Consider the following 23,123-nt stretch of genomic DNA (forward strand, 5'->3'; position numbering starts at 1 on the left):
CCTCTCCCATATGACATAGTATGACTATGCTTCCCGCGCGCGAGCGCCGGCGTCGATTCCGGTCGTCGTCGCTTATTTCTTGGCCAGGCGCTTGATCTCGCGGTGCCGCTTGAGGCTCTCGCTCATGTGCGTCCGCGCCGCGGCGTGCGCGCGCTCGGCGTCGCGCGCGGCGATGGCGTCGAGAATGGCCTCGTGCTCCTGCCCGATCACCGCGCGATAGGCATCGTCCATATAGGCGTCGCTCTGGCGCAGGTAGACCGAGCGGGGCGGCACCAGCCGCACGCCGAGGAACTCGATCAGCTTGCCGTAATAGATGTTGCCGCTCGCCTTGGCGATCGCGCGATGGAAGGTGACGTCGGCGGTGACGGAGCGATCCATGCCGACATCGGACTGGCCGAGGATGCGGAGCTGACGGCGCATGTCCATCAGATCCACCTCGCTGCGCCGTTCCGCCGCCAGCCCCGCCATCTCGGTCTCAACGCCGAGGCGCAGTTCGAGCAGCTGGATCACGTCATCGAGGTTCTCGAGCTCCTCACGGGTCACCTGGAAGGCCTGGTAGCGCGCCGTCTCGCTGACGAAGACGCCCTTGCCCTGACGCGCCTCGACGAGCCCCTCCGCCGCCAGCCGCGCGACCGCCTCGCGCACCACCGTGCGGCTCACGCCGAGCGACTCGACGTACACCGCCTCGGTCGGCAGCTGCGACCCGGGCCAATGTTCCCCGTCCCTGATGCTCGCGCGGATATGCTCGCACGCCGCGTCCACGAGCGAGGGGCGGCGTCGTGCGCGGGGCGGATCGCTGGGCGTCATATCGTTCATAAGCGGTCGCCATGCCCTGCCGGCCGGCGCGCTGGAGCGCCGACGCCGGTGATCGGTCGTCCTCCGGTACAAAGCTTCGGTGCGTCCGGCAAGATGGGTCATCATATGACCATCCCAAACGAGCGGGCCGACTGAAGCCGCGGGCTGATCACGTGGATCGCCAGCAGCGCGAGCAGATAGGCCGAACCCGCCACCGCGAAGATCGGCGCGTAGCTATCCGACAGGTCGAGCACATAGCCGACGAACTTGGCGATGAGCATGCCGCCGATCGCGCCCGCGGTGCCGCCGATGCCGACCACCGATCCGATCGCGTGGCGCGGGAACAGGTCGGAGGGCAGGGTCAGCAGGTTGGCGGAGAAGGCCTGGTGCGCGGCGGTGGCGAGCCCGATCAGCAGCACGGCGAGCCAGAGCCGGTCGACATATTGAACGGTGACGATCGGCACGGCGGCGAGCGCGCACGCCAGCATCGTCGCCTTGCGCGCGGCGTTGACCGACCAGCCGCGCTGGAGCAGCCGTGACGAGGCCCAGCCGCCCGCCACGCTGCCCGCGTCGGAGAGCAGGTAGATCACCACCAGCGGGATGCCGAAGGACGTGAGATCGAGGCCGTAGCGCTTGCCGAGGAAGTCCGGCAGCCAGAACAGGAACATCCACCAGATCGGATCGGTCAGGAACTTGGGCACGACATAGGCCCAGGTCTCACGGACCGCGAACAGGCGCAGCCAGGGCACCTTGCCGGCGACCTCGACCGGGTCGCTGCGGATCAGCGCGAGCTCGGCCGGCGCGACTTTCGCGTGCTGCTCCGGCCGGCGATAGAAGGCGAGCCACGCGACCAGCCAGAGGAGGCTGATCACGCCCGTCGCGATGAAGGCCATGCGCCAGCCATAGGCGAGCGTGATGGCGGGCACGATCAGGGGCGTGGCGATCGCCCCGACATTGGCGCCGGCGTTGAACAGGCCGATCGCGAAGGCGCGCTCGCGCTGCGGGAACCATTCCGCCACCGCCTTCAACCCGGAGGGGAAATTCCCCGCTTCGCCGAGGCCCAGCGCGAAGCGCGCCGCGGCGAACTGCGCGACCGATCCGACGAGGCCGTGCGCGATATGCGCCGCGGTCCACAATGTGAAGGCGACCGCATAGCCGAGTCGCGCGCCGACCGCGTCGACGAAGCGGCCCGCGACGAGGAAGCCGATCGCATAGGCCGCCTGGAACCACAGCACGATGTCGGCATAATGCGCCTCGCTCCAGCCGAACTCCTGCTCGAGGACGGGCTTGAGCACGCCGATCATTTGTCGGTCGACATAGTTGATCGCTGTGGCGGCGAAGAGCAGGCCGCAGACCGTCCAGCGCATACGGCTCACGATCGGCACGTCCGGCTCGGCGCGTGATGCGGCCACGTTGCTCTCCTCCACGTCGCCGTCCCACTCCACGGGGAACGGTCAACATCCTCTTGCTATCGGGTCATCGGTCATCATACAACTATGTAAATGGTGGCAGGGTGAGTGGGAGAGCTGAGATGACGACGATCACGGTCACGCGCGCTTGCTGCGTCAGCGCCGCCGCCCTGCTGGTCGCCGCGCCATCGACCGCGCCACAAGAATCTGCGGCGGAGCGGCCGCCGGTCAGTGGCGCGCTCGCTCCGCCCGAGCGGCGCGAGCCGGCTGCGGTCGTAACCGAGGCGGGCTATCGCTACGACGATCTGCTGTGGGAGAACGATCGCACCGCGCACCGCATCTACAGCAAGCGGCTCGAGCAGGCCGAGCCGCCCTCCGGATCGGGGATCGACTCCTGGGGCAAGAACGTGCGCTGGCCGTTCGCCGACCGACAGCTGCGCACCGGCGACCAGCACGGCTATCACGGCGAGGGGCTCGACTTCTACAATGTCGGGACCACGCGCGGCGCAGGCGGCCTGGGGATATGGTACGACAACAAGCTGTGGACGTCGCGCAACGCGGTGCGCCACCGCATCCTCGCCAGCGGCGGCCGGGTCGCGGACTTCACCGTGGATTACGCGCCCTGGCCCGTCGACGTCGATCGCAAGGTGTGGGAGACGCGGCGCTTCACCTTGCCGCTCGGCACCCACTTCACCCGGTTGGTCTCCACCATCTCGTCCGATCGGGAGGCGCCGCTGCTGGTCGGGATCGGCATCGGCAAACGTACCACGGGGCAGGGCGCGGGCGAGCTGACGGTAGACCGGGCGAAGGGCCTGCTGTCATGGTGGGGGCCGCAGGACGGCGACCACGGTCGAATGGCAATCGCGTTGCGCGTCGCGCCCGACATGATCGCTGAGGTGCGATCGGAGGCCGACAATCATCTCGTGCTGCTCCGGGTCACGGCCGGCCGCCCGTTCGTCTATTTTTCCGCCTCCGCCTGGACGGGGGGCGAGGGCGGCTTTCGGCGGCGGGCTGATTGGGACGCGTACGTGGCGGGCGAGCGGTTGGACTTTCGACCGCCGTCGTCATGATGGTCGACGCTGGTCTTCGTCGGTGTTGGCGGTAACTCAACCCCGCGATCGTGTTCGCTGGATGCCTTGCGACCGAATAGACCTGAGCTTCGGCCTGCTACCTCGAGGCTGACTGGACGACCGATCTGGAGAAGCGGTGAAGGCGTTCTTAATGGCCATAAACTGACGACGGGATTCAAGAGACTTTCGTGCCCGGCACCAGCATCGCTGATTACGAGCTCTCGGACGAGTGCATCACGGCGCGGGCCCGCAACGACAGCGACCGGTCGCCGCTGCCCGGAGGCACGCCGCCGACGCTGCCGCCCTCGCCGCGGACGAGTATCGCAAGGTGCAGTCGGCGACGGTCAACAACGCCGCGAGCGAGCAGAAGACGTACGCTTACGGCAACCGGACCGATGCGTGGCTGAGGGCCCTGAGCATGCGCTGCGGAGCGTGCGGCGAGTGCTCGTTGGAATGCGTACGGCGAAGCGGCTGCCTAGGTTGGCGGGTAAGCGGCCACCAGCGCGTCATATCGCTGCCGATCAATCGCGATCATCGAGCCGTGCCGAAGCCCGGCAGGCATGGTGTAGCGATCCCATGCGGGGACTCCGGAGTTGCCGGAGACCTGATACCAAGGACCGGCGAGCCGCGGCGCCTTGGAGAGGCCGTAGCTCGTGCCGGCATATTGCTCGTAAAACAGCAGCCAGTCATGCCCGTCCGGCGAGCGGATCAGGGTGGGCGCCTCGCGGAAATTGGGGCTGAGCGGTGGACCGGGCGGCGCATAGCGCCCGGTGAGCGTAGGAGCGCAGCTCATCCGCACCGTCTTGCCCGTCGTCCAGTCATAGGACGGGTAGCGCTCGTCCTTGAACACGGCGCAATATCCCGGCCCGCCGTCGTTCGGCACGACGAAGGCGTCGATCGTCGCCATCTCCCATCCGAACAGTCGCCGGGGCGCCCTGCTGAACCGGCGCAGGTCCGGCGAGCGCACGTAGAGCGTTCGCTGGCTGCCCCAGTAGCGCTCGGGATCGTCGGGCGTGCCGGCCACGGTCGGCGTGTGCCAGGTGAGCAGGAAACCGCGCGACGGCGCGTCGTAGAACAATTTCGGCGCCCCGATCCGCGGCAGCGCATGCGCCAGACCAGCGATCCCGTCGAGGCGGGGGCGGTAGGTGCCGAACCGCGTCCAGCGCACCAGATCGTCCGAAACCCAGAAGCGGATCAGCGGGTCATCGTCGCTCTGATTGCCAACGAGATAGTAGCGCCCGTCGCCGCCTCGCGCGATCGAGGCGTGACCGTGATAGTCGCTCGATACCGGCGCGCCGCGATTGAGTTGTTGCCAGTGCAGTCCGTCCAAGCTGACGGAATAATGGAGCACGCCGTAGCGCTCCCTGGTCATGTGCGCGAACAGATAGGCACGACCGGGCGCCACATAGGGCGTCTCGGGCGCGCCCGGAGGGACCGGCCTCGATTGCGCCCACGCCGGCGCAATCGTGACGGCGATCGCCGACAAGGTAAGGTGCAGGAGCGCGAGCGGGCGCCGCGATCGTACCATAGCGTCTCTCCCGGCGCAGGCCGCTGCCGCTCGCCGAGATCCGCGGCGATGCGGTGCGGCGCGCGTCATCTCAGAAGCGGAACCGCACCCCCAGCGAATAGGCGCGCTCGATGTACAGCACCTGCCGCGTGAAACTGTCACCCGTGTCGAACTGGCGATAGCGCTGCAGCGGGTTGCCGAGCAGATTGACGATGTCGAATGCCAGCGTGACGTTGGGCAGCGGGGTCACCGACGTCGACAGATCGAGTTGACCGCGCCCTTTCTCGATCACGGCATGCGCGGTCGGATCGAGCGCTTCCAGGCTGTAGAATTGCACGAACTTGGAGCGGTAATTGTACGCGAGCCGGGCGGAGAATTGCGGTCGCTCGTACAGCGCCACGACATTGTACGCCCACTTGGAAACACCGGGAAACGCCTGCTGTTCGTTGTTCAGCGTCGCCGCAAAATTAGGCTGCAGATCGCCCTTCGCGTCGATGAAGGTGCCGTTCGCCTGGACGCCGAAGGCTTTCGCCCAGTCGGGTAGCCCATCGATGTCGAGGAAAGTGGTGAATTGCACCTCGGCGCCTTGCAGGCGCGTCTGGCCGAGGTTGACGGGACGCGCGATCCGGAGCCCGGGCGCCGACCGATCGTCCACCGTCGCCAGGAAGCCCTCTGCATCATGGCGGAAGATCGCGGCGGTGAACGAGCCGGTGCGCGAGAAGTAATATTCCAAGCTCGCGTCGTAATTGTTCGACGTGAGCGGCTTCAGGTCCGGATTGCCCGCCGAGCCACCGCGACGAAGCCGCTCGACGCACACCTCGGTGGTGGGATCGGTCAGGCACGGATCGCCCGGGGCGAGCACCACCGGCTGCCCCAGCGAGGTGTTCGGGCGCAGATCGAAGAAGTTGGGGCGGGTACGCGTCTGGGTGTAGGCCAGGCGCAGCTGCAACTTGTCCGTGAAGGCGAAGCGACCGCTCACATTGGGCAAATAGTCGGTATATTCGTTGTTAGCGGCGATCGGCGGGAAGGTGACCGCACCCCCGGTATCCTCGACACGCGAAAAGCCGCTGATCCGCGTCTTGGTCTTGATCGCGCGCAGGCCGACCAGGCCGTCCACGATCATGCTCCCGAGATCGAACCCGTATTTGATCTGTCCGTAGGCCGCGTACGACTTCTCGTTGGCGCGGAAGTTGTCGGGCGGGTTGAAGGGGGGCGTGCCGGCGGGCAGGCCGTAGAAGCTGCGAAGCCCGACCAGATTGTCGCGGATGCTGTCGCGCGTGAGCGCGGCATAGGCCTTGTTGCGCTGCACGTCGTTGTAGGTGAAGCCGGGCAGGCTCGTCCGCACGTCGGCGCCGGGTAGGGCGGTGAGCGGGATCCCGGCCGGCTCGTTGTTGACGTACAGGTTGCCGAAGTCGCGCGCGGCGTCGCGATCGGCGTAGCGCACGCCGACCTGCAGCCGCTTCAAGAAGCCGAGGTCAAGGTCGTAGGAGAGGTCGGTGCGCGCCTGCCAGTCCTTGCCGCTCACCACGGTGAGCTCCTGGTAGAGGCCGCGGCTGATGAAACTGGCCGGATCAGTGATGTCGAAATCGACGAAGGTCTGCGTCGGTCCACCGTCGCGCGAGGCCTCGAACGCGACGGTGCGGACCGGCGAGCGGGTGGCGGCATAGTCGACGTTCACGAGGTTCGCGGTATAGGTGCTGTCGGTGTAAGCGACGTCCGCCGAGACCTGCAGGCGATCCTTCTTCCAGGTCGCACCGATGCCGCCCTGGTAGGTGTCGGTCTTGCCGTTGAAGGAGCCGGTATAGCCCTCGGGTCGCACGGCGCCGCTGACCGTCGCCGTCGCGACCTTGTCGGTGCCGGAGATCGTCGTCACGTCGGACAGTCTCACGCCATCACCGAAGATCGGGACGAACATCCACCGATTATAATCTTTCGAGCGGAAACCCTGGTACAGGCCGTCGGCGTAGATCTCGAGCTCGGGCGTGGGCCGCCACTGGAAGGCGGCGTTGACGGAGGGACGGTAGCGATTGCCGTAGCCGAGGAAATTGCCCTGCGCGTCGGGGTAGCGCAGGCCGGCCTGCGCGCCCGGTGCGTTGGTGCCGTCGGTCGTTGCGATCACCAGCGACTGCTCACGCGTCGAATCGAGGAAGTTGACGCCCACGTACGAGGCATTCAGCAGCAGCCCCATCTCGCCGATGCCGGTGTCCCACCGATCGCTGATCAGCAAATTGCCGTTCGGCACGATCTTCTCGGACTGCTGCGACAGCACCCCGTTGAGCGAGCCGGAGAGTTCGAAGCCGTCGAAATCGAAGGGGCGGCGACCCCGCACGTTGATCGCGCCCGCGATGCCGCCCTCCACTTGGTCCGCCAGGCCGGACTTGTAGACCTCCAGCGCGGCGACGGTGCCGGCGGGGAAGTCCTGGATCTGCACGTATCGCCCCTCGGCGGTGAAGATCTGGCGCCCGTTGTAGGTCGTGGTCAGGTCGGGCAGTCCGCGCACCGTCACGCCGGCCGACTCGCCCCCGCCGCGTGTTACCGCGACGCCCGCGACGCGCTGCAGCGCCGACGAGGCGAAGGTATCGGGGAGCTTGCCGATATCCTGCGCGACGATCGCGTCCACGATCCCATCTGAGGTGCGCTTGATGGCCTGAGCGGATTCGAGGCTGCGCCTCAGGCCGGAGACGACGATGTCATCGCCGGTCGCGCCCTCGTCGGGTTGCGCCGGGTCGGTCAGCTGCGGCTGACCCGGATCGGAGGTGCCGGCCTCGGTCGCCCCCGCGCCAGCGACCGGCGATCGCACGTCCTGCGCGTGCGCGAGCGGTGCGCCGATCAGCAACGCGGTCAACGACACTCCGGCCCTCAGAACCGTCCCCATCATTCATCCTCCCCAGGATCCGTCGTCCAGGCGCTCTTCGACACCCTCTGACGGCTGTCTCACGCGACCGACGCGAAAATGCAACGGTATTTATGTCGCATTTGTCATACTTTCAGGACCAGGATCGTGTCGGTGAGAGTGCGTGTGGGGCCGCACCGCGACTGATCAGCGTGGCGCCACATGGTTGCGGTCTTCGGCCGAGGGTGCGCGATCGCTCGTTTGTCAGTCTCTGAGTCATCGCTCTGGTCTCGCGAGCTGACGTGATAGGCCCGCCGTACGTGGAGCCCGGCGATTGGAACGTCTTACCGGGGGTTGTCGACATCACCGCGACGGGCGGGAGGCGACAACCTACTCGCGTTCTCCACCTTGCTGCGAGTAGCTGGTCCGAAAACAAACGTGCGCCATGTCGATTCGTCTTCCGCGTGTTTCGAAGGTAGTGCGTGAACATGGCCAGCGTCGCCGCTCCGATCACCTTCGTCACCGAGTCGCCGGCGGTCGACGCCGCCACGTTCGCGCGCGAGATCGTGGGAAGCTATGCCCCGATCGTGCTGCGCGGGCAGGTGAGCCATTGGGCCGCGGTGCGCGCCGGTGCGCAGGGAGATCGCGCGATGGCGTCCTATCTCGCGCGCTTCGGCGGCGGGCGGCCGCTGGACGTGATGATCGGTGCGCCAGCGATCGAGGGCCGCTTCTTCTACGACGAGACGCTGACCGGCTTCAATTTCACGCGCCAGACCGTGGCGCTGGGGCAGCTGCTCGGCGAGCTGGTCCGGTTCGCGGAGGAGGGGATAGCGGCGCCCCACGCGCTCTACGCCAATGCGGCCACCGCGCCCGACCATCTGCCCGGCTGGCAGGAGGAGAATGCGATCGGCTTGCCGACGGGCGACACGCCCGCTCGGCTGTGGATCGGCAACGCCACCCAGGTCGCGACCCACTACGACCAGTCGAACAACATAGCCTGCGTGGTGCACGGCCGGCGGCGGTTCACGCTCTTTCCGCCCGATCAGATCGCGAACCTGTACGTCGGCCCGCTCGATCACACGATGGCGGGGCCGCCGTCGAGCATGGTCGACCCGGACTCGCCCGATCTGGCGCGCTACCCGCGCTTCGCCGAGGCGAGACGCCACGCCCTGGTCGCCGAGCTCGGGCCAGGGGACGCGCTCTTCATACCGGCGATCTGGTGGCATCACGTGCGCGCGCTCGATCCGCTCAACGTCCTGGTCAATTACTGGTGGGAGCAGGAAGCGACCGCCTCGCCTTTCGGCGCGCTGATCCACGCGTTGATGAGCGTGCGCGACCTGCCGCCCGCGCAGAAAGCGGCGTGGCGCGGCTGGTTCGACCATTATGTCTTCTCGCCCGACGCGGACCAGGCCGCGGCGCACCTGCCGCCCGCCGCGCGCGGCATTCTCGGCCCGGGAAGTGCGGCAAGGACCGAGCGGCTGCGCGGCTTTCTCATCAGGCTGCTCGGCGGGCGGGTGTGAGAATCCTCCCCTTTCGGGGCGGAATCTATGAGGAGCCTACCGCCCCAGGCTGTCCACCAAGGTCGCGCGGATGCGCGCGGCGGTGCCGGGGTCGAGCGGGCCGAGCACGCCCTTGACGTCGTCGGGCAGGTGCGCCGCGGGCGCGCCATCGGGGCGGAAGACGAGATGGTCGAACACCGCGCGATAGGCCGCGCGCTGGTCCGCCGGCAGCGCGGCGATCGCCACCAGCGCGTGGAGCAGCACGTCATAGGGGTTGCCCAGCCCGACCGGCGCCGGGTTCCACCAGTAATTGACGAAGGCGTTGACCGGCTCGAGCGACTCCACCGCGTGCCACCAGTGGAACGGGATGTAGATGCCGTCGCCCGGTTCCAGCGTGGCGCTCTGCGCCGTCCGCAGGGCCGCGGCGAAGCGCGGGAAGCGCTCGAGGTCCGGTGCGTCGGGATCGACCAGGCTCACCGGCGTGCCCGCGGGTGTCAGCTCGAGCGGCCCCATGTAGAGGTTGGCGATCTGCTCGGGCGGGAACAGGGTGAAGCGCCGCCGCCCCAGCACCACAACGCCGACATTCTCCATCAGGTCATAGTGCGTGGCGACGCGGATCGCGTTGCCCAGCCACATGCGCGGGACGACGCCGTCGGGCACGAGCGCGCAGCCGTTGGCCTCGGCGAAGCCGGGGAGCAGCTCGGGCAGCGGCACCGACTGGATCGCCATCGCATAGGGTTCGGCGTGGGCGCGATCGCGCAGCAGGCGATCGAGGAAGGGATCGAGCGGGGTCTGCCCGCGCACGAAGTTGAGCGCCTTCAGATCGGGCGTGTAGAAGAAGCGCCCCGCGATCCCGGGCTCGCCGAGGATCGCGGGCACCGGCGCGGGCCGGCTGAAGCGCTTGAGATAGCCTACGCCCGCCTCGGCCGACTCGCCCGCGGCGACCACCGCCGGCCAGTCGCGCGCGATGCCGCGCAGCACCACCGGGCGCGCGGCGGGGCGCACTTCCGCCTCGAAGCGGCGGCGGTCGACGCCGGTCAGCTCGGGCAGCGGCGCGGTCACGCCGCCAGCCCCACCAGCTCGCAGCCGAGCCCGCGCAGGTGATCATCCTGCCGCGGCAGCAGCGCCGCGGTCTCCGCCACGACGCGGCGGATATGATCGAGCCGCGCCAGCGTCTCGGCATCGCTCAGCAGGTCAGCGGCGGGGTGATAGCCGCCGGCGGCGACGCCCTGGCCCACCATCACCGACAGCCAGCTCGTCTCGGTGAACAATTCATCGCCCTCGCGAAAGACGCGGCCGTTGGCGGCGAAGATCGCGAGCTTGTCGGCGAGCCCGGGGGGCGGCTCGAGCGTGCGGCAATAGTCCCAGAAGGGCGAGTCGCGCCGCTCGGTCGCCTTGTAGTGGAGCACGAGGAAGTCGCGGATGTCGCGATAGTCGGCGACATGCGCGGCGTTGAAGCGATCGATCTCGCGCTGGTCGAAGCGGCGCGTCGGCCAATAGGTCAGCAGCCGCGCGATGGCGGACTGGACGAGGTGGATGCTGGTCGACTCGAGCGGCTCGAGGAACCCGCCGGCGAGGCCGAGCGCGACCGTGTTGCCGACCCAGGCGCGGCGGCGGTGCCCCGCGGTGAAGCGCAGCGGCCGCGGGTCGCCCAGCGGCGCGCCGTCGAGGTTGGCGAGCAAGGTCGCCGCCGCCTCGTCGTCCGAGAGGTGCTGCGAGGCGTAGACATAGCCGTTGCCGATGCGGTGCTGGAGCGGGATGCGCCACTGCCAACCCGCCGCGCGCGCGGTGGAGCGCGTCAGCGGCTGGCGGTCGCCGCCGTTGGCGCAGGGGACCGCGACCGCACGGTCGCACGGCAGCCAGTGGCGCCAATCCTCGAAGCCGGCGCCTAGCGTCTCCTCGATCAGCAGCCCGCGGAACCCCGAACAGTCGAGGAACAGGTCGCCCTCCACGCGCGCGCCCGACTCGAGCACCACCGCGGCGACATGGCCGCTCTCGCCGTCGCGCTCGACGGCGACGATCCGCCCCTCGGTGCGCCGCGCGCCGTTCGCCTCGGCCAGCCGGCGCAGGAAGCGCGCGTACAGGCCGGCGTCGAACTGGAAGGCATAGCCCAGCTTGGACAAAGGCGAGCCGGGCTGATCGGGGCGCGGGTGGGCGAAGCGGCCCTGCAGCCCTGCCACCACCGCGAGCGAATAGGCGTCGAGCGGGGTGTCGTCACCCAGCTCGCGGCCCTTGAGCCAGAAGTGGTGGAACTCGATCCCCTTCATGTCGAGCCCGTAGAAGCCGAACGGGTGGACGTAGCGATGGCCGGGCCGGAGCCAGTCGACGAACTCGATCCCGAGCTTGTAGGTGGCGCGGGTCTCGCGCAGGAACTCGGCCTCGTCGATGCCGAGCATCTTGTTGAACAGCACGATCTGCGGGATCGTCGCCTCGCCGACGCCGACGGTGCCGATCGCCTCGGACTCGACCAGCTCGACCGACAGGCCGGGGATCTCGCCGAGCACGCGCGCGATCGCGGCGGCCGCCATCCATCCCGCGGTGCCGCCCCCGACGATCACGACGCGGCGGATCGAGTCCGCCCTCACAGCGGGTCGGCCGAGAAGTTGAACGGCGTCTCGGAGGCGAAGGAGAAGGTCGGCCCCGGATCGGGCGCGGCTGGCGGGGGCGCGGCGGCCGGTGCCGTGGCGGCGCCGATGTGGCGGAGGAAATCGCCGTGTCGCGGCAGCTTGTCCGCCACGGCGAGATAATCGCGCCGCATCTGCTCGATCGCCTCGGCGACGCGCTCCTCGTCGAGCGCGTCGGCGGCGGGCTCGTGCTCGTCGGGCACGATATGCTGGCCGAGGCAGACCGCGACCCAGCTCGTCGTGGCGAACAGCTCGCGCCCCTCGCGGAAGACGCGTCCCTTGGCGCGGAACAGGTCGATCTTGCGCTGGAGGCTGGCGGGCACGTCCATCGTGCGGCAGCGCTCCCAGAAGCGCGTGTCGTCGCGCCGTGTCGCCTTGTAGTGCAGGATGACGAAGTCGCGCACGTCCTCATACAGCTCGTGCATCTGCGCGTTATACTCGTCGCGCTCGACCGCGGCGAAGCGACGGTCGGGGAACAGCGCGATCAGCTTGGCGATGCCCGACTGGACGAGGTGGATCGAGGTCGACTCGAGCGGCTCGACGAACCCCGAGGCGAGCCCCAGCGCGACCACGTTGCGGTTCCACGCCAGAGCGCGCCGGCCGGTGGTGAAGGCGAGGTGGCGCGGCTGGGCGAGCGGCGCGCCTTCGAGATGGTGGAGCAGCTCGCGCTCCGCCGACTCGCGCGACTGATAGTCGCTGCAATAGACCAGGCCGTTGCCCATCCGCTCCTGCAGCGGGATGCGCCACTGCCAGCCGGCGCCGCGCGCGGTGGCGCGGGTATAGGGGTCGGGATCGCCGGCGAGCGCGCTCGGCACCGCCACCGCGCGGTCGCACGGCAGCCAGCGGCGCCAGTCCTCGTAGCCGGTGGCGAGCGTCTCCTCGATCAGCAGCCCGCGGAAGCCCGAGCAGTCGACGAACAGCTCGCCCGCGATGGTCTGGCCGTCCTCCAGCCGCAGCGCGGTGACGTAGCCGTCCTCGGGTCGCTGCGCGACCGCGGCCACCTTGCCTTCGACGCGGCGCACGCCGTTGCGCTCGGCGTAGCCGCGCAGGAAGTCGGCGTAGCGGGCGGCGTCGAAGTGATAGGCGTAGAGCAGCTCCTTCACCGCCGACTGCGCGGTGGGCGAGGGCGGCGCGAACTTGCCCGCCTGCGCCGCGACCGCGCTCATCGACCAGGCCGAGATGTCCTGCATCACCCGGCGCTGGCGCTCGCGCAGGTAGAGCTGGTGGAAGTGGACCCCGCCGAGATCGTGGCCGTGCGCGCCGAACGGGTGAAAGTAGCGCTCGCCCAGCCCGCCCCAGTCGACGAACTCGATGCCCAGCTTGAAGGTGCCGCCGGTGGCGCGGATGAAGTCCTGCTCGTCGATGCCGAGCATGCGATTGAAGGTGAGCAGCGGCGGGATCGTCGCCTCGCCGACGCCGACGGTGCCGATCTCCTCGGACTCGACCAGGGTGATCCGTGTCACGCCGTTGTTGAGGAAGCGCGACAGCGCCGCGGCGGCCATCCAGCCGGCGGTGCCGCCGCCCAGGATGACGACGTGGCGGATGGTATGTTCGTTCATCGGGCGAGCCGTCCCCGTGCGGTGGCGAGATAATCGTCGGCGGTGGGGCAGCGCGCCACCGCCTGCGCGATCGCGGCGCGATAGGCCGCCATGGCGCGGTCGCTGTCCGCCGCGGCGGTGACATCGATCAGCGGGTCCACGCGCCGCGGCAGGACGCCCTGGCCGAGCAGCAGCGCGAGCCAGTCGTCGCGCGCGAACGTCTCCTCCTCGAAGAAGGGAAGGCGGCCGCGCTCGGCGAACAGCCGCAGCGTGCGCTCGAGGCTCTCGGGCAGGCTCGCGGGCGGCTGCCAGAAGGCGCCGGGCCGCCGCGCCGTGGCATAGTGGCACAGCACGAAGTCGCGCACGCGCGCGACCTCGGCGCTCGCCTGGCGGTTGTAGTCGGCGAGCTCGAGCGGGTGGCAGGCGCGCCCGGGCATCATCGCGACGATCCGGTCGATCGCGCTCTGCGCGAGGTGGAGGTTGGTGAAGTCGAGCGGCTCGATCACCGTCGCGGCGTCCCCCACCGCGACGCAGTTGCGCGCCCAGGGCTCGTGGCGTGTGCCCTGGCGGAACGACACCGGCGCGGTGACGGTGGTGGCGCCCGCCGCGGCGAGCGCGTCGGTGGCGGCCGCGTCGCTGAGCGCGGCGGCGGCGTAGCAGAGGCCGTGCAGCGTGCGCCCCGGTGCCGCGCTGCGCCAGCGCCAGCCGCCGTCCGCCGCGGTGACCCGATCGAGGGGCGAGAGCGGCTCGGGCGCGCCCTCGCCGGTGACGAGCCGGTCGCAGCGCAGCCACGTCGACCAGTCCTCGCGTTCCTGGTCGATCGCGCCGCGGACGATGGCCCGCGGCCCGCTGGCGTCGACGTAGAGGTCGGCCTCGAGCGACGCGCCGTCGTCGAGCACGAGCCGCTCGACGAGGCCGTCGTCGCCGCCCAGCCGCACCGCGGCCACGGTGCCCTCGCGCACGTCGACGCCGAGATGGCGCGCGAAGGCGGCGAGCATGGCACGGTAGCGCTCGACGTCGAGCACCAGCCCGGGCTGGACGTCGCCGAGCAGCGGATCGTCCGCGCCAAGCGCCACCCGGTCTGCGCGCGCCAGCGCCGCGGCCGGAGCGTGCGAGTCGAACGGCGCGACGGCCCCCGCGTGCGCGGCGCGAACCCAGTGATGGTGGAAGGAGGCGGTGCCGAACGGCCGGCCGTAGCTGCCATAAGCGTGAACATAGGGGGGCAGACCGTCGACCCAGCCCTCGAACAGGGTGCCGAGCCGCCACGCCCCGCCCGCGCGTACTACCGCATCTTCCTCGCGCAGGCCGAGGTCGTCGTGGAAGCCGATCGTCGACGGCAAGGTGTGCGGCAGGCGATCGGCGAGCGCGTCGGGCGTGGGCGGGGAAGCGAGGACCGTCACCGCGAGCGCCGGCACGCGGCGGCGCAGCGCCACCGCGGCGGACCAACCGACGATGCCACCGCCCACCACGGCGACGCTGCGGATCGGCGCGTCCAGCATCGTCAGGCCGCCGCCGACATCGGGCAATAGCCCGCGAGGAAGTCGCGGTGGTCGGCCATGCCGCTGATCGCTGCCTCGATCTCGCCGCGAAGTCGCCGCATTCCTGCCGCGAGGATCTCCGCTTCCGGCCCGTCCGCACGTGGGTCGTGGCCGTCCGGCAGGACTCGCTGGCCGAGGTACACCGACACCCAGCTGGCATCGAGGAAGGCACCCTCGCGGTACTTCACCACGCGGCCGCGTCGCCGGAACAGCGCCATCTTCTCGGCCAGACTGTCCGGAATCTCCATATTGCGGACGTAGGCCCAGAAGGGCGAGTCGTCGCGCTTGGTCGCGTGATAGTGCAGGATCAGGAAGTCTCGGACGCGATCATATTCCATGTTGACGAGGCGGTTGAACTCGTCGCGATCGGCCGCCCCGATGTGCCGTTCCGGAAAGAGCTCGACCAGGGCGGTGATCGCCTGCTGGACGAGATAGAGGCTGGTCGACTCGAGCGGCTCGAGGAAGCCCGAGGCGAGCCCGATCGCGACGACATTGTTGACCCAGCTGCGCGCGCGCCGTCCCGCCTTGAAGCGCAGCACGCGCGGCTCGGCGAGCAGCGTGCCCTCCACCGCAGCCACCAGCGCGTCGGCGGCGGCGCCCTGGTCGAGGAAGTCGCTGGCGAAGACATAGCCGTTGCCGGTGCGGTGCTGGAGCGGGATGCGCCAGCGCCACCCTGAGGGCATGGCGATCGCGCTGGTATAGGGCGTCACCGCGGTGGCGGTGCGGCACGGCATCGCCACCGCGCGGTCGGCGGGAAGCCAGCGCGACCAATCGTCGAACGGCTCGCCCATCGCTTTGCCGATCAAGAGCGCGACGAACCCCGAGCAGTCGACGAACAGGTCGCCCTCGACGCGGCGGCCGTCCTCCAGCACCACCGCGGTGACGTCGCCGCCGAGCGGGTCGCGCGCGACGTCGACGATCCGGCCCTCGGTGCGGCGTACGCCCAGGCCTTCCGAGAGCCGGCGCAGATAGGGCGCGAAGGCCACCGCGTCGAACTGATAGGCATAGCCGAAGGTGGAGGCGATCTGGCGCGGGTCGGCCGACGGCGCGCCGAACCGGTTCGCGCGGGCGAGCGAGCAGGCCATGGAGAAGGCTTCGATCGGCGGCAGCACCACCCCCGCATGCAGCAGTCGCATATAATAATGGTGGAACTGCACCTCGCCGCTGCCGCGGCCGAAGGTGCCGAACGGGTGGATATAGCTGTCGCCGATCCGCGCCCAGTCGCGGAACTCGATCCCCAGCTTGAAGGTAGCGCGGGTCGCCGCCATGAACTCGGCCTCGGCGATGCCCAGCCGCTCGTTGAAGGCACGGATGTGCGGCAGCGTCGCCTCGCCCACGCCGATGATCCCGATCGCCTCCGATTCGACCAGATCGACTGTGCAGCGCCCCGGCAGGAGCTTGGCGAGCGCGGCCGCGGTCATCCAGCCGGACGTTCCCCCGCCGACCACCACCACGCGCTGTCGTTCCGCCCGCTCCATCCGCCTCCAACTCCTGTCGCGAACGTCCGTACCGGCGTCGCGATCGACTCTGTCATAGCGCAAGCGGCGGCCGCGGGAATGCCGGAAAGCCACACAGAATAAGGAAAAATGATAGCGCAAACATTTTCATTGCAGCGCGGCCGCGGCGGTCGTACCCATCGATGGAAGATGCCACGCGGTCGCCGCGGAGAGACATCGTAGTATGATTATTCAGGAGGGGGTGTGATGATCATCGAGGACAAGCCTGCCCGCGGCGGCCATACCCGACTTCGTAACCGGGTCGTTCTGACCGGGGCTTCCGTGACGGCGATGTGTGTCGTCGCGCTGGCTGCCCCGGCGTTCGCGCAGACCGGCCCGGCGACCGGACAGAACACCGCCGGTGCGGCAACCTCGCCGAACACGCCAGGATCGGATCCGGCCGCCCAGAGCGGCGGCGACACGCCGGCGACCGATGCGGCGGGTGCGGACGACATCGTCGTCACCGGTATCCGGCAGAGCCTCGCCAACGCGCAGAACATCAAGCGCAACTCCGACACCGTCGTGGACGCGATCACGGCGCAGGACATCGGCGCGCTGCCCGACCGATCGGTCACCGAGGCATTGCAGCGCGTGCCGGGCGTGTCGATCAACCGCTTCGCCGGCAACAACGACCCGGACCATTTCTCGGTCGAGGGTTCTGGTGTGAACGTTCGCGGGCTCAATTTCGTCCGCTCGGAATTCAACGGGCGCGACACCTTCTCGGCCGGCATCGGCGGGCAGGCGATCAACTTCGCCGACGTGCCGTCGGAGCTGCTCGGCTCCGTCGAGGTGTACAAGAACGCGACCGCCGACCTGATCGAGGGCGGGCTCGCCGGCACGGTCAACCTCAACACCCGCAAGCCGTTCGACAACAAGGGCTTCCACATCGGAGGCGGGATCGAGGCCAATTACGGCGACTTCGCCAAGGAATGGGCGCCGACGGGTTCGCTGCTGGTCTCGAACACCTGGGAGACGCCGATCGGTCGGTTCGGCATCCTCGCCAACGCCTCCTACTCGCGGCTGAAGAGCCGCGCCGATGGCATCCAGGTCACCAACTTCCAGACGCGCGACGGCGTGCAGGCCGCCACCGGCACCGGCACCAACACCACGGTGACGTGCCGCAACCAGCTGCCCGGCACCACCGACGGCTTCACCCTGCTGCCCGGCACGGTCAATGGTGTCGGCGGTCAGTCCTTCCCGAATCCCGCCAACGTCTGCGGCGCGCAGGGCACGGCTGGAGCGGACGGCTACGCCGACCCGACCGCCTTGGCCTATGCACCGATCGGCGGCCAGTTCCGCAGCCAGGATTACGATCGCAAGCGCGACGGTCAGGCGCTGGCGGTACAGTGGCAGAGCACCGACGAGCGCACCACCTTCACCGCACAGTTCCTGCGCACCCACTCCAGCAGCGCCTGGGGCGAGCATACCTTCGAGACCGCGCCCGATCTCTCCGAGTACAACACCTATCCGGCCGGCTGCCAGCAGAACGGCAACGGTCCGCTCAACGGCGCAGGCAACAGCACCACGCGCGCGGAGTGCCAGCTCAACGGCGCGGGCCAGTTCCAGTTCGGCGAGAACCAGCGTGGCAACGGCTACAATCCCGGCGGCGGGCCCTATCCGAACTTCGTCTACGACGACAGCGGGCTGTTCCAGAGCGGCTTCATCACGCTGCCGGGCAACGGCTGGCGCACCGCCTCGAGCGGTTCGGCGACCACGACCGTCCCGTCGGGCGGCATGCAGCAGTCGCTGTCGCGTCGCCAGGTGTACGACGAGAACCTCGTCAAGGATGCCGGCTTCAACCTGAAGATCAACCCCGATGACCGTTGGTCGATCAATCTCGACGCGGACTATACCTACGCCAAGCACGACGTCACCGACCTGAGCGTGTTCGGCTCGACCTTCGCCGACGAGGAGCTCGACCTCTCCGGCAAGATCCCCGTCGTGATCCCGCACAAGCCGCTGACGCTCGCGGCCAATTGGGCGAGCCCCAACCCGGCGATGGCGGCCGCGAGCGACTCGGACTATTTCCAGAGCCGCGACTTCCAGTTCTGGCGCGCGGCGATGGACCATATCGAGCACAGCGTCGGCTCGGAATATCAGATCAAGGGCGACTTCGCCTATAAGTTCGACGACGGTGACTTCCTGCAACGCGTGAAGTTCGGCGCGCGCTACGCCGAGCGCCAGCAGGACGTCCGTTACACGGCGTACAATTGGGGTGCGATCAGCGAAGTCTGGTCGGGTGCGCCGGTCACCTTCAACCAGGGTGACACCAGCCGTTCGTCGCTCTACTCCTTCGACAATTTCTTCCGCGGCAAGACCGCGGCGCCGCCCAGCGCCTATTTCTACAACGGCGACCTGATCGGCGACTATAATGGCGCGACCAGCTTCTTCCAGTCGCAGAACGACGTCTGGCGCAACACCAACGGTGCGACCGCGACCAACAGGTTCCTCGCCGCCGGCCAGCGCGTCGGCGCGATCCCGGGGACCGACTTCCTCCCGTCCGAGGTGTCGACCGTCAACCAGCAGGACACCGCCGCCTATGCCATGGTGCAGTTCGGCAACAACGAGCCGGTGTTCGGCGGCATCCGCCTCTCCGGCAACGTCGGCGTCCGCTATGTCCGGACCACGGTGCAGTCGCGCACCGAGACCGCGGTGCCCAACCGTACCGAGCTCGGTGTGGTCGATCCCTTCTCCACTCGCTGCGTGGCGACGACGCGACAGCTGCCGGACGGGACCACGCAGGTCACCCAGCCCGGCGGCGTGTGCAACCTCGGCGAGACCGAATATGAGCGGCTGCGCACCTTCGCCACGCCGGGCTACGCCTCGCAGCCGGCGGACTTCACGAACAGCTACAATTACTGGCTGCCGAGCGCGAACCTCAAATTCGGCGTCACCAACGACCTGATCGTTCGCGTCGCCGCATCGAAGGTGCTGACCAGGCCGGACTTCGCGAACATAAGGCCGTACGTGACCTATGCGCTCGAGCCGGGTTCAGGCACGGTGACGATCAACGCGGGCAACCCGTACCTCAAGCCCGCTACTGCCTGGCAGTTCGACGCGACGGTCGAATGGTATTTCGGCCGCGTCGGCCAGATCTCGCTCGACGCCTTCTACAAGACGGTCGACGGCTTCTTCTACCAGTCGCTGGTCAACCGCTCGATCACCAACAATGGCATCACCCAGAACATCCAGGCGCGCGGCCCCGCCAATTACGATGGCAAGGGCAAGATCAAGGGCTTCGAGGTCGCCTACCAGCAGACCTTCGACTTCCTGCCGGGCTTCCTGAGCGGCCTCGGCTTCAACGGCAACTACACCTATATCGACAGCTCGGGTCTGCCCAACTCCTTCCTCAACGGCGGCACGCCTTCGTCCGACTCGACGATCGCCAAGGGCAATCTGCCGCTGGAAGGACTGTCGAAGCACAATATCAACGCCACCGCCTTCTACGAGAAGGGGCCGGTCTCGCTGCGCGCCGCGTACAACTGGCGCTCCCGCTTCCTGCTCACCGCGGCGGACGTGATCTTCCCCTACACGTCGATCTTCAACGACGCGACCGGGCAGCTCGACGCCTCGGCCTTCATCAATCTCAACAAGTGGGTCAAGCTCGGGGTCCAGGGGGTCAATCTGACCAACACGACGACCAAGCTGCTCCAGGCCTACAAGGGCGGCTCGGACGACCTCGCACCGCGCTCCTACTTCACCAACGACCGGCGCTACTCGATCATCCTGCGCGCCAATTATTGAGGAGCACGCCCGCCGGACCTCGCTCCGGCGGGCGATCGCCGCGTCACGCGCGCGCGGGCGCCTCCGCCAGCGCGCGTGCGATCGCCGCGTGCAGCGGCTTGGGGCAATAGTCGACGTCATACGGGCAGGGTCGGCGCGGCGCCTTGTCGGGGCGCGGTTCGAACGGCCCGATCCAGCTGAAGCGGTCGCACAGCCCCCAGGCGAGCACGTCGCGCAGCCCCGGGTAGCTCAGCGTCACGTCTAGGTAGCGGCGCGCGTAATCGGCCACGCCGCGGTCGCGCGCGGCGACCTCGACCGGCAGGCCGTTGTCGCGCACGTCGAACTCGGTGATCAGCAGGCGATAACCCATCGCGGTCACCGCATCGAGGAAGCGCCGCCACTCGCCCTCGTAGGCGCGCGCACTCGGCGCGGTGTCGCTGCCGGCGGTGACGATGTGCGATTGCAGCCCGAGTGCATCGACCGGCGTGCCGCGCCGGCGGAAGCCTTCCAGCAGCCGCAGGACGCCGGCGCGGTGCGCCGCGTTGCCAGGCTCCCAGCTCATGTAATCGTTGTAGACCAGCTCGGCGTGGGGGGCGGCGGCGCGCGCGGTGCGGAAAGCGAGGTCGAGCGTGGCCTCGGTCCCGCCGAGCGCCTGGCTGAGCGCGGTCTCCTCCAGCGCGCCGGTCTCGGGCGTCACCGCCTCGTTGACGACGTCGTAGCTGGTGATGCGCGTGCCGTAGCGGCGCGTGACGGTCTCGATATGCTCGCGCAGGAGGCGCGCCGCCTCGGTCGCGGGACGCGCGCCGAAATCATGCGCCTCAAGCCAGCGCGGCATCCACTTGCGCCTCTGCCACAGCAGGTTGTGCCCGCGCAGTGCCATGTGCTCGCGGGTCGCGAAGTCGGCGATCCGGTCGAAGGCGGCGAAGTCGAAGCGATCGGGGGCCGGGCGCAGGTGCTGCCACTTCATCTCATTCTCGGCGACCAGCACGCCGCAGTCGGCGCGCAGTAGCGCGGCGTAGCGCGGATTGTCCGCCGAGGCGCCCTGCGGCCGGCTCGACAATGCCGAGCCGAAGCGAGCGCCGATCGGGCGTGCGACCGCGTCGAGCCCGGGCGGGCCGCTCGCGCCGAAGGCGGGCCTTGTCCCCAGCGCGGCGGTGAGCGCCGCCAGTCCCTCGCGTCGTGTCGGCGACCAGCCCATGCGCGGCTCCTTCGTCAGCGGCGGCGCGGAACGCGCGCGCGCGGTTCGTCCAGCGCTGAAGCGACCCAGAGCAGCGGCGCGTTCCAGTTGATCGCCACCTCGTTGAGCGCATAGGCGCGGATATCGTCGGTCCAGCAGCGCTGCGGCGCGCAGCTGCCCTTCATCTTGGCCGCGATCGGGTCCACCATCGCGGTCGAGTTGGGGCCGCCGGAGACCACGCCGGGCGGCGGGCCGGGCAGCGTGGCGTCGAGCTGGTGCGCCCAGAAGCGGTGGTGCGGGTTGGTCAGCGGTCGCGCGCCGAAACCCGAGACATAGCTCTGGTCGAGCGGGTTGCGGCCGAGCACATAGTCCATCGCGTCGACCATACCGTCGCGATAGCGCGTCGCCCCGGTGAGCCGCTGCGCCACGCCGAGGATCATCGCGCGGTTGAGGATCACCGCGTTCGACCCCCAGGAATAATCGAGCGTGGCATAAGGGATGCGATAGCCGCTGCGCGCTTTCTCGGCGAGGAAACCGTCGGCCGCGGCGATCAGCCCGGCGCGCGCGGGCGTCGCCGCGCTCGCCGGCACGCCCGCGGCGGTGGCGAGCGTGATCGTGCCGAGCGCGGCGACATGCCCCCAGTCGGGCGCGCGCACCGGCGCGGCGTGCCACGGCGAGTCCCGCAGCGCCGCGGCGAACGCCGGCTCGCGCGTGGTGGCGTACAGTTCGGCCGCGGCCCAGTAGAATTCGTCGCTCACGTCGTCGTCGCCGTAGCCGCCGCTGCCGGTGAAGCTGTTGGTGGCGAAGACCTGCGGCTGGCGCCGCGCGGCGGCATAGGCGCGGCGCGCGGCGGTGAGGCAGGTCGCGCTGAAGCCGGGATCGATGGTGCGCCAGATGCGCGCGCACTGTGCCGCCGTCGCCGCCAGGTTGAGCGTCGCCGCGGTGGTCGGCGGGTAGAGCAGCCGGTCCTCACGGTCGTCGGCGGGGCGGGTCGGCAGCGCGGTCCAGCGGCGATCGGCGACCTTCTGATGTGCCATGCCGCCCGCGTCGATCGTGCGGAAGGCGGGCGCGCCCCCGCCGACGAGGGCGCCGACCGGCACGGTCGCGCGCGCGCCGTCGGGGATCTGCATCGCCAGCAGGAAGCGCATCTCCCAGCGCGCCTCGTCGAGCAGGTCGTCGACGCCGTTGCCGCTCTCGGGCAGGTTGCCGCGGCCGTCGGCGAAGGGGAAGCGGCCAGTGCGCGCCTCGCGCTCGTACAGGTCCTGCAACGTCCACAACGCGATGCCGCCGTTCACGACATATTTGCCGTGGTCGCCCGCGTCGTACCAGCCGCCGGTGACGTCGAGGCGATAGTCGCACCCGGCCCAGCGCATGCCGCGCTCGTCCGCGCCGGAGAAGCACGGTGCGACCTCCTTGGCGTGGCCGGCGGGGCGTGCCCAGCGCGGATCGCCGGCGAAGCGCGGCTCGATCGCGATGCCCGCGCGCGTGTGGTAGAAATAGTGGAGCGCGGCCGCGGCGAGCGGCGCGTAGAGGTCGGCGCGGACGACGAACGGCCGGCTGGTCTGTCCCGCGACCGACAGCCGATAGGTGCCCGGCTCGGTGAGGCGCGCGAGATCGACGAGGTGGACGTGATCGCCCGACGCGGCGTCGTCGCCGATGAGCAGAGTGTGACCAGTCGCTGCGACGCCGCCGCGAGCGTCGCGCGCGGTCCAGCGAAGCGGCGTCGTCGACGCGGCCGCAACGATCGCGCGCTTGGCGGTATCGGGCAGGAAGCCGAGCTGGTTGAGGTGGATCGCGGCTGGTGGCGAGGCCGCACCAATCGAGGAAGCGGCGACCAACGCGATCGGGACGAGGGGGCGAAGGTTCATGCCCTCACTCTATTAGCGCGCGCGGGAAAGGGGAATGGTGACGGAT

The 23,123-nt window shown here is 69.3% G+C and carries 14 protein-coding genes; 3 read left to right on the forward strand and 11 right to left on the reverse strand.

What is annotated here, in order from left to right; all coding sequences use genetic code 11:
- Positions 1–72 precede the first annotated feature (72 nt).
- Both KZ820_RS19360 and KZ820_RS19365 read right to left on the reverse strand, forming a co-directional pair.
- Positions 73–816, reverse strand: a complete 744-nt coding sequence (locus KZ820_RS19360) for a FadR/GntR family transcriptional regulator (RefSeq protein WP_219750497.1) — start codon at positions 814–816, stop codon at positions 73–75.
- A gap of 101 nt (positions 817–917) precedes the next feature.
- A complete protein-coding gene (locus tag KZ820_RS19365) occupies positions 918–2,162 on the reverse strand; it encodes an MFS transporter (protein WP_219750530.1) in 1,245 nt (414 codons plus the stop codon).
- A gap of 164 nt (positions 2,163–2,326) precedes the next feature.
- Between KZ820_RS19365 and KZ820_RS19370 the strand changes: the two genes are divergently transcribed.
- A complete protein-coding gene (locus KZ820_RS19370; RefSeq protein WP_219750498.1) occupies positions 2,327–3,274 on the forward strand; it encodes a DUF4861 family protein in 948 nt (315 codons plus the stop codon).
- 475 nt (positions 3,275–3,749) lie between these two features.
- Here KZ820_RS19370 and KZ820_RS19375 read toward each other — a convergent pair whose 3' ends face one another.
- Together KZ820_RS19375 and KZ820_RS19380 are read right to left on the reverse strand one after the other, a co-directional pair.
- On the reverse strand, positions 3,750–4,802 hold the full coding sequence (locus tag KZ820_RS19375; RefSeq protein WP_258048364.1) for a glycoside hydrolase family protein: 1,053 nt from the start codon (positions 4,800–4,802) through the stop codon (positions 3,750–3,752).
- A gap of 70 nt (positions 4,803–4,872) precedes the next feature.
- Positions 4,873–7,626 (reverse strand): TonB-dependent receptor, encoded by a 2,754-nt coding sequence (locus KZ820_RS19380; RefSeq protein WP_219750499.1) that lies wholly within the window; start codon positions 7,624–7,626, stop codon positions 4,873–4,875.
- Positions 7,627–8,102: 476 nt separating this feature from the next.
- On the opposite strand from KZ820_RS19380, the gene KZ820_RS19385 reads away from it, so the two are divergent.
- Positions 8,103–9,134: a cupin-like domain-containing protein gene (locus tag KZ820_RS19385; protein WP_219750500.1), complete on the forward strand. Its 1,032-nt coding sequence runs from the start codon at positions 8,103–8,105 to the stop codon at positions 9,132–9,134.
- 36 nt (positions 9,135–9,170) lie between these two features.
- Here the strand turns inward: KZ820_RS19385 and KZ820_RS19390 are convergent, their stop codons facing one another.
- The 5 genes from KZ820_RS19390 to KZ820_RS19410 are packed head-to-tail and all read right to left on the reverse strand — an operon-like array spanning position 9,171 to position 16,291.
- On the reverse strand, positions 9,171–10,175 hold the full coding sequence (locus tag KZ820_RS19390; protein ID WP_308462288.1) for a cupin-like domain-containing protein: 1,005 nt from the start codon (positions 10,173–10,175) through the stop codon (positions 9,171–9,173).
- Positions 10,172–11,698 carry a tryptophan halogenase family protein gene (locus KZ820_RS19395; RefSeq protein ID WP_219750501.1) on the reverse strand — a complete coding sequence of 509 codons (1,527 nt, stop codon included), beginning with the start codon at positions 11,696–11,698 and terminating at the stop codon, positions 10,172–10,174. The genes KZ820_RS19390 and KZ820_RS19395 overlap by 4 nt, the downstream gene beginning before the upstream one ends.
- Complete coding sequence (locus tag KZ820_RS19400; RefSeq protein ID WP_219750502.1) at positions 11,695–13,296, reverse strand: tryptophan halogenase family protein; 1,602 nt, start codon at positions 13,294–13,296, stop codon at positions 11,695–11,697. Before KZ820_RS19400 ends, KZ820_RS19395 begins: the two co-directional genes overlap by 4 nt.
- Entirely contained in the window at positions 13,293–14,774 is a 1,482-nt protein-coding gene (locus KZ820_RS19405) for a tryptophan 7-halogenase (protein WP_219750503.1), read from the reverse strand. The genes KZ820_RS19400 and KZ820_RS19405 overlap by 4 nt, the downstream gene beginning before the upstream one ends.
- 2 nt (positions 14,775–14,776) lie before the next feature.
- Positions 14,777–16,291, reverse strand: a complete 1,515-nt coding sequence (locus tag KZ820_RS19410) for a tryptophan halogenase family protein (protein ID WP_219750504.1) — start codon at positions 16,289–16,291, stop codon at positions 14,777–14,779.
- Between the two features lie 309 nt (positions 16,292–16,600).
- Here KZ820_RS19410 and KZ820_RS19415 point away from each other — a divergent pair, with 309 nt between their 5' ends.
- A complete protein-coding gene (locus tag KZ820_RS19415) occupies positions 16,601–20,053 on the forward strand; it encodes a TonB-dependent receptor (RefSeq protein ID WP_219750532.1) in 3,453 nt (1,150 codons plus the stop codon).
- A gap of 43 nt (positions 20,054–20,096) precedes the next feature.
- Here the strand turns inward: KZ820_RS19415 and KZ820_RS19420 are convergent, their stop codons facing one another.
- A complete protein-coding gene (locus KZ820_RS19420) occupies positions 20,097–21,230 on the reverse strand; it encodes an endo-1,4-beta-xylanase (protein ID WP_219750505.1) in 1,134 nt (377 codons plus the stop codon).
- Positions 21,231–21,244: 14 nt separating this feature from the next.
- On the reverse strand, positions 21,245–23,077 hold the full coding sequence (locus tag KZ820_RS19425; protein WP_219750506.1) for a glycoside hydrolase family 9 protein: 1,833 nt from the start codon (positions 23,075–23,077) through the stop codon (positions 21,245–21,247).
- Positions 23,078–23,123: the final 46 nt, after the last annotated feature.

The sequence above is a fragment of the Sphingomonas citri genome (genome assembly GCF_019429485.1).
GTDB lineage: Bacteria > Pseudomonadota > Alphaproteobacteria > Sphingomonadales > Sphingomonadaceae > Sphingomonas > Sphingomonas citri.